This is a genomic window from Mycobacterium colombiense (genome assembly GCF_003284975.1).
Lineage (GTDB): Bacteria > Actinomycetota > Actinomycetes > Mycobacteriales > Mycobacteriaceae > Mycobacterium > Mycobacterium europaeum_A.
In genome coordinates this window covers 1-7506 of sequence record NZ_QMEU01000161.1, presented here as the reverse complement: position 1 = coordinate 7506, position 7506 = coordinate 1, and the positions used below count along the sequence as shown (strand labels likewise).

The following is a 7506-nucleotide window of genomic DNA, read 5'->3' as shown; positions in this document are numbered from 1 at the left end:
GGGGTCCAGGGATTCGTAGCGGTATCCGGGGTCGATCAGACCCGGCCGGGGACGCCGAGGGCGCCGGGTCTGCTCTCGCCGGGCCGAGGCGGCCGGCGCCGCGGCGGTGTCCCGGGTCGCTACCGGCTGTCCGACGCGGGCGGCGACGCTCATGTCGGTGCCGGCCCCCAGACGGTAATCACCCCAAACGTTGCGGCGACGGGTACGCATCACAGTAAACCGGCACCCGCAGGCGCCCCGCCTTTCTCGGCTCCGCGCGGCCGGCTACTAGCCTGGATCTGTGCCCGATCCCGCCAGCTACCGCCCCGCCCCCGGGTCCATCCCGGTCGAGCCCGGCGTCTACCGATTCCGGGATCCCTACGGGCGAGTCATCTACGTCGGCAAGGCCAAGAGCCTGCGCAGCCGGCTGACGTCATACTTCGCCGACATCGCCAGCCTGCACCCGCGCACCCGGCAGATGGTGACCACCGCGGCCAAGGTCGAGTGGACGGTGGTCAACACCGAAGTCGAGGCGCTGCAACTCGAATACAACTGGATCAAGGAGTTCGACCCGCGGTTCAACGTCCGCTATCGCGACGACAAGACCTATCCGGTGCTCGCGGTCACCCTCAACGAGGAGTTCCCCCGGCTGATGGTTTACCGCGGACCCCGCCGCAAGGGGGTGCGCTACTTCGGGCCGTACTCGCACGCGTGGGCCATCCGGGAGACGCTGGACCTGCTCACCCGGGTGTTTCCGGCCCGCACCTGCTCGGCGGGAGTCTTCAAGCGGCACAAGCAGATCGACCGTCCTTGCCTGCTCGGATACATCGACAAGTGCTCGGCGCCGTGCATCGGCAGGGTCAGTGCGGAGCAGCACCGCCAGATCGTGGACGACTTCTGCGACTTCCTGTCCGGCAAGACCGACCGGTTCGCCCGGGAGCTGGAACAGCAGATGAACGCCGCGGCCGAGCGGCTCGATTTCGAGCGGGCCGCGCGGCTGCGTGACGACCTGGGCGCGATCAAGCGGGCGATGGAAAAGCAGGCCGTGGTCCTCGGCGACGGCACCGACGCCGACGTAGTGGCGTTCGCCGACGACGAGCTGGAGGCCGCGGTCCAGGTGTTCCACGTCCGCGGCGGCCGGGTCCGCGGCCAGCGCGGCTGGATCGTCGAAAAGTCCGCCGACCCCGGCGATTCCGGCGAGGAACAGCTGGTCGAGCAGTTCCTGACCCAGTTCTACGGCGAGCAGGCCGAATTGGGCGGCGCCGCAGACGAATCCGTGAACCCGGTGCCGCGCGAGGTGCTGGTGCCCTGCCTGCCGTCCAACACCGACGAGCTGACCAGTTGGCTGTCCGGCCTGCGCGGATCCCGGGTGGTGCTGCGAGTGCCGCAGCGCGGCGACAAACGCGCGCTGGCCGAAACCGTGCAGCGCAACGCGAAAGAGGCGCTGCAACAACACAAGCTGCGGCGCGCCGGCGACTTCAACGCCAGATCCGCTGCGCTGCAGAACATCCAGGAGGCCCTCGGCTTGTCCGAGGCGCCGCTGCGCATCGAATGTGTGGACATCAGCCACGTCCAGGGCACCGACGTGGTGGGCTCGCTGGTGGTGTTCGAGGACGGTCTGCCGCGCAAATCGGACTACCGGCACTTCGGGATCCGGGAAGCCGCCGGGCAGGGCCGCTCCGACGACGTCGCCTCCATCGCCGAGGTGACCCGCCGTCGCTTCGCCCGTCATCTGAGCGAGCAGAACGATCCGAATATGCTTTCCGCGGAAGGAAAGTCGCGCCGTTTCGCCTACCCCCCGAATCTGTACGTCGTCGACGGCGGCGCCCCGCAGGTCAACGCGGCCAGCGCGGTGCTCGAGGAACTCGGCATCACCGACGTCGCGGTGATCGGCCTGGCCAAGCGGCTGGAAGAGGTGTGGGTGCCCTCGGAGCCCGACCCGGTCATCATGCCGCGCAACAGCGAGGGGCTTTATCTGCTGCAACGCGTCCGTGACGAGGCGCACCGGTTCGCGATCGCCTACCATCGCAGCAAGCGATCCAAGCGAATGACCGCATCGGTGCTCGATTCGGTGCCAGGATTGGGAGAACACCGCCGAAAGGCGTTGGTAAGCCATTTCGGATCGATAGCCCGCCTCAAGGAGGCCACCGTCGACCAGATCACCGCCGTTCCCGGCATCGGTGTGGCGACCGCCACCGCCGTCCTGGAGGCGCTGCGGCCCGAGCAGCCCCCCGAACAGTCCAGGGCGGCCCAGTGACGGGCCCGGGCGAGTTTGCGGGCGGCCCCTCGGTGGACGCCCCGGCCGGTATCGACGTCGTGCTGGTGACCGGGTTATCCGGGGCCGGGCGGGGTACCGCAGCCAAGGTGCTCGAGGACCTCGGCTGGTACGTGGCCGACAACCTGCCCCCGCAACTGATCACCCGGATGGTCGATTTAGGGCTGGCGGCCGGCTCGCGGATCACCCAGCTCGCGGTGGTGATGGACGTGCGGTCGCGCGGCTTCACCGGTGACCTGGACTCGGTGCGCACCGAGCTGGCTACCCGAAACATCGCCCCACGCGTGGTGTTCATGGAAGCATCGGACGACATGCTGGTGCGCCGCTACGAGCAGAATCGGCGCAGCCACCCGCTGCAGGGCGATCAGACCCTGGCCGAGGGCATCGCCGCCGAGCGCCGCATGCTGGCCTCGGTTCGCGCCACCGCCGACTTGATCATCGACACCTCGACGCTGTCGGTGCGCGGCCTGCGCGAGACCATCGAGCGGGCGTTCGGCGGCGCCGCCAGCGCCACCACCAGCGTCACGGTCGAATCGTTCGGCTTCAAATACGGCCTGCCGATGGACGCCGACATGGTCATGGACGTCCGGTTCCTGCCGAACCCGCACTGGGTCGACGAATTGCGGCCTCGCACCGGGCAGGACCCCGCGGTGCGCGATTACGTATTGAGCCAGCCGGGCGCGGCCGAGTTCCTCGACGCCTACCATCGATTGCTCTCTCTGGTCGTCGACGGCTACCGCCGGGAGGGCAAGCGCTACATGACGGTCGCCATCGGCTGCACCGGCGGCAAGCATCGCAGCGTCGCGATCGCCGAGGCGCTGGTGCAGTTGCTCGAGGCCCAGAGGGGCGAAGCCCAACTGTCGGTGCGGGTGCTGCACCGGGATCTGGGCCGCGAATGACCGAGCCGATGAACCGGGGCATCGTCGCGATGGGCGGTGGACACGGCCTGTACGCGACGCTGTCGGCGGCCCGCCGGCTCACGCCCTACGTGACCGCGGTGGTGACGGTCGCCGACGATGGCGGTTCTTCCGGCCGGCTGCGCAGCGAACTTGAGGTGGTGCCGCCTGGTGATTTGCGAATGGCGTTGGCGGCCTTGGCATCTGACAGCCCGCACGGGCGACTGTGGGCGACCATCCTGCAGCACCGGTTCGGGGGCAGCGGGGCGCTGGCCGGGCATCCGATCGGCAACCTGATGCTGGCCGGGCTGTCCGAGGTGCTGGCCGACCCGGTGGCCGCCCTCGACGAGCTGGGGCGCATCCTCGGCGTCAAGGGCAGGGTGCTGCCGATGTGCCCGATCGCGCTGCAGATCGAGGCCGACGTCTCCGGGCTGGAAAGCGACCCGCGGATGTTCCGGCTGATCCGCGGTCAGGTGGCAATCGCGACCACGCCGGGCAAGGTGCGCCGGGTGCGGCTCTTGCCGGACAACCCGCCGGCGACGCGGCAGGCCGTCGACGCGATCATGGCCGCCGATCTGGTTGTGCTGGGCCCGGGGTCGTGGTTCACCAGCGTGATCCCGCACGTGCTGGTGCCCGGACTGGCGGCGGCGCTGCGGGCGACCACCGCGCGGCGCGCCCTGGTGCTCAATTTGGTGGCCGAACCGGGGGAGACGGCCGGGTTCTCCGTCGAGCGTCACCTGCACGTGCTGGCCCAGCACGCACCGGAATTCACCGTGCACGACATCATCATCGACGCCGAACGGGTGCCCAGCGAGCGGGAGCGCGAGCAATTGCGCCGCACCGCCACACTGCTTTCGGCCGAGGTCCACTTCGCCGATGTGGCCAGACCTGGTACACCTTTACATGATCCAGGCAAGCTCGCGGCGGCCCTGGACGGGGTCCGGGCGGCCCATAAGGCTCCGGGAGCGTCTTCGGTCACGGCCACCGCGGATATTCGGGTCGACGGTGCAAGTGAGGGGTGACGACGCGTGGCGATGACGACCGAAGTCAAGGACGAACTGAGCCGCCTCATTGTGAAATCGGTCAGCGCCCGCCGCGCGGAGGTCACGTCACTGCTGCGGTTCGCCGGTGGGCTGCATATCGTCGGCGGCCGCGTCGTCGTCGAAGCCGAGGTGGACCTGGGCAACGTCGCGCGGCGCTTGCGCAAGGACATTTTCGAGCTCTACGGATACAACGCCGTCGTGCATGTGTTGTCCGCCAGTGGAATTCGCAAGAGCACCCGGTACGTGTTGCGGGTCGCCAATGACGGCGAGGCGCTGGCCCGCCAGACCGGTCTGCTCGACAATCGCGGCCGCCCGGTGCGCGGGCTGCCGGCCCAGGTGGTGGGCGGCAGCGTCGGCGACGCGGAAGCCGCCTGGCGCGGGGCGTTCCTGGCGCACGGGTCGCTGACCGAGCCGGGGCGGTCCTCGGCCCTGGAAGTCAGTTGCCCCGGTCCGGAAGCCGCGCTGGCGTTGGTGGGTGCCGCGCGACGGCTCGGTGTCAGCGCGAAGGCCCGCGAGGTGCGCGGCGCCGATCGGGTGGTGGTGCGCGACGGTGAGGCGATCGGCGCGTTGCTGACCCGGATGGGCGCCCAGGACACCCGGCTGGTGTGGGAGGAGCGCCGGATGCGGCGCGAGGTCCGGGCCACGGCCAACCGGCTCGCCAACTTCGACGACGCCAACCTGCGCCGGTCGGCGCGGGCGGCGGTGGCCGCCGCGGCCCGAGTGGAGCGGGCGCTGGAGATCTTGGGCGACACCGTCCCCGACCATCTGGCCTCGGCCGGCAAGCTGCGCGTCGAGCACCGGCAGGCATCGCTGGAGGAGCTGGGCCGGCTCGCGGACCCGCCGATGACTAAAGACGCTGTGGCGGGCCGCATTCGGCGGCTGCTGTCGATGGCCGACCGCAAGGCGAAGGTCGAGGGTATCCCCGACACCGAGTCGGCGGTGACGCCGGATCTCCTCGAGGACGCTTAATCTCCTCGGGGACGCATAGCCCGGTGGCGATGCGCGCCGCAAGGGCGTCGCAGCGCGACCTGTCCTGGCAAAGCCGCGGGCGCGGCGTGGAGCTGTCGCGGGAGCTCGGCCCGCGGTGCTCGATCGGCCAGACGTGACGGTGGGCCTGCGCGGCGGGCACGCCACCCTGAGTCACCAGACGCCCCTGCCCGCGGCGAATTCTATGAATTGCATGATTTATGTCAGTTGGATATGAGCCGGCACCTTTCGATAACGTTCTTCTGGCCGAATTTCCGGCCCTGAATATCGGGGGTGTCCGGTCAAACGTCGATTGACCGCGCTGCTTATGTGCAGCAAATTCATTGAGATCGCATAATTTCTATGAAAGCGCTATGAGTCACAAGGGTATCGGCCGCACAGTCGCGGAATACGTGCTCCACCACGCACTTCTCAGCGGTTCCTTGCTTGCGGCCTCGTCCTGACGGTCGCGCGTCGCGCCGCCGCGCGGTCGCTGTGGCTAAGGAGTCCTGCGTCCAATGCAATTTGTGATACCGAGATTTTTATTCACCAATCGCCGCCCGGGGAGCACCCCTTTCGGCTTTTCACCATCTATTCACCGCTTCGCCTTGCCGGATTTGCACGGGTAGAGGGGCTATCGGCGGCTTGCTTGCCGAACCGCCGGCTCCCGGCGCTCGCAGCCCAGCGCGGCGATACCGGCGACCCCGGCCGATCTTGGCGAAGGGCGATTTCGTAACTCCTGGCTAGTGTCTCGTCTACAAGACGACATGCCCGCCGCCCAGCAAACTCATAGCCGATGTGCTGGCGGCGGTACGGACTGGGCCGGCGGTGGCGACACGGCCGGAGGCGGAGGAACGCATGGATTTCGGGTCGTTACCGCCGGAGATCAACTCCGGCAGGATCTACTCAGGGCCGGGGTCGGCGCCGTTGCTGGCAGCTGCGGCGGCCTGGAACGGGTTGGCAGCCGAATTGCATTCGGCCGCAGCGTCGTACGGTTCGGCAATCGCGGAACTGCGCACCTCCTGGCATGGGCCTTCGTCGACGGCGATGGCCGCCGCGGCGGCACCCTTCATCGCGTGGCTCGACGGCACCGCGGTGCAGGCCGAGCAGACGGCCGCCCAAGCCTCGGCGGCAGCGGCGGCCTATGAAGCCGTCTTCGCGGCCACCGTCCCGCCGCCGGTGATCGTGGCCAACCGGGCGTTGTTGGCGTCGTTGATCGCGACCAACGTGCTGGGTCAGAACACTCCGGCGATCGCGACCACGGAGGCCCAGTACGCCGAGATGTGGGCCCAGGACGCCGCCGCGATGTACACCTATGCAGGCGCGTCGGCGGTCGCGAGCCGGCTCAGCCCGTTCGGCGCGCCACCGACGACCGCCGACGCAAACGCGGAGGCCGACCAGTCGGCCGCGGTCACCTCCGCGCTGCAGTCGTCGACCACCTCAGGTGTGGAATCTTCACTGTCAGAAGCGGTTTCGCAGGCTCCGGTCGCGGCGCAGGTGAACGCGACCGCGGTGACGGCGGCTGCTCAACTCCCGCTGAGCCTGACGGACATCACCGGGATATTGAAGACCTTCAACAGCGTCATGGGTACCATCTCCGGGCCGTACACGCCGCTCGGCGTGGCGAACCTGGCGAAGAACTGGTACCAGATCGCCCTCAGCATCCCGAGTGTGGGGACGGGCATCCAGGGAATCGGACCCCTCTTGCACCCCAAAGCGCTCAGCGGGGTCTTGGCGCCGCTGCTGCGCAGCGATCTCCTGACGGGCTCGACCGCGCTGTCGAGTGCGGGCACGGTTTCGGCGTCGGCGGGCCGTGCCGGCTTGATCGGATCGCTGTCGGTGCCGGCGAACTGGGCCTCGGCGGTCCCGGCAGTCCGGACGGTGGCCGCCGAGCTGTCGGAGACCATGCTGGACGCCGCTCCCGCGATGGCCGTCAACGGTCAGCAGGGCATGTTCGGCCCGACGGCCCTGTCGAGCCTGGCCGGACGCGCGGTCGGCGGGACCGCGACCCGCGCCGTCGCCGGGTCGACGGTTCGCGTGCCCGGTGCCGTAGCCGTCGACGACCTCGCGACCACGTCCACCGTCATTGTGATTCCGCCGAACGCGAAATAGGAAGGTGCGGCAATGGTTTTCAGTGATTTCGCAACGCTGCCACCGGAGGTCATCTCCACCCAGATCTATGTCGGCCCGGGCGCGGCGCCGCTGCTGGCCGCCGCGGCGGCATGGGACGGGCTGGCCGCCGAATTGCACGGCACCGCGGCTTCCTACGCATCGGTGATCTCTGAACTGGTCGGCGAATCGTGGCAGGGCTCGTCGTCGGAGTCCATGGCCGCCGCGGCGGCGCCCT

The 7506-nt window shown here is 69.1% G+C and carries 5 protein-coding genes and 1 pseudogene; all 6 read left to right on the top strand.

All coding sequences use genetic code 11. The features are described from left to right. Positions 1 to 280 precede the first annotated feature (280 nt). Entirely contained in the window at positions 281 to 2236 is a 1956-nt protein-coding gene (uvrC, locus tag DQP58_RS25315) for an excinuclease ABC subunit UvrC (RefSeq protein ID WP_112710828.1), read from the top strand. Next, the gene (rapZ, locus tag DQP58_RS25310; RefSeq protein WP_112710827.1) at positions 2233 to 3153 is read left to right on the top strand and encodes an RNase adapter RapZ; all 921 of its coding nucleotides are present in this window, start codon (positions 2233 to 2235) and stop codon (positions 3151 to 3153) included. Before uvrC ends, rapZ begins: the two co-directional genes overlap by 4 nt. Positions 3154 to 3161: 8 nt before the next feature. Continuing rightward, positions 3162 to 4188: pseudogene (gene yvcK, locus DQP58_RS25305) on the top strand (uridine diphosphate-N-acetylglucosamine-binding protein YvcK). Next, positions 4185 to 5162 carry a DNA-binding protein WhiA gene (gene whiA, locus DQP58_RS25300; protein ID WP_040631623.1) on the top strand — a complete coding sequence of 326 codons (978 nt, stop codon included), beginning with the start codon at positions 4185 to 4187 and terminating at the stop codon, positions 5160 to 5162. Before yvcK ends, whiA begins: the two are co-directional and overlap by 4 nt. 855 nt (positions 5163 to 6017) lie before the next feature. Then, positions 6018 to 7271: a PPE family protein gene (locus tag DQP58_RS25290; RefSeq protein WP_112710825.1), complete on the top strand. Its 1254-nt coding sequence runs from the start codon at positions 6018 to 6020 to the stop codon at positions 7269 to 7271. A 12-nt stretch (positions 7272 to 7283) separates the two neighbouring features. Then, on the top strand, positions 7284 to 7506 hold a 223-nt coding region (locus tag DQP58_RS25285; RefSeq protein ID WP_114149371.1), incomplete at its 3' end, for a PPE domain-containing protein.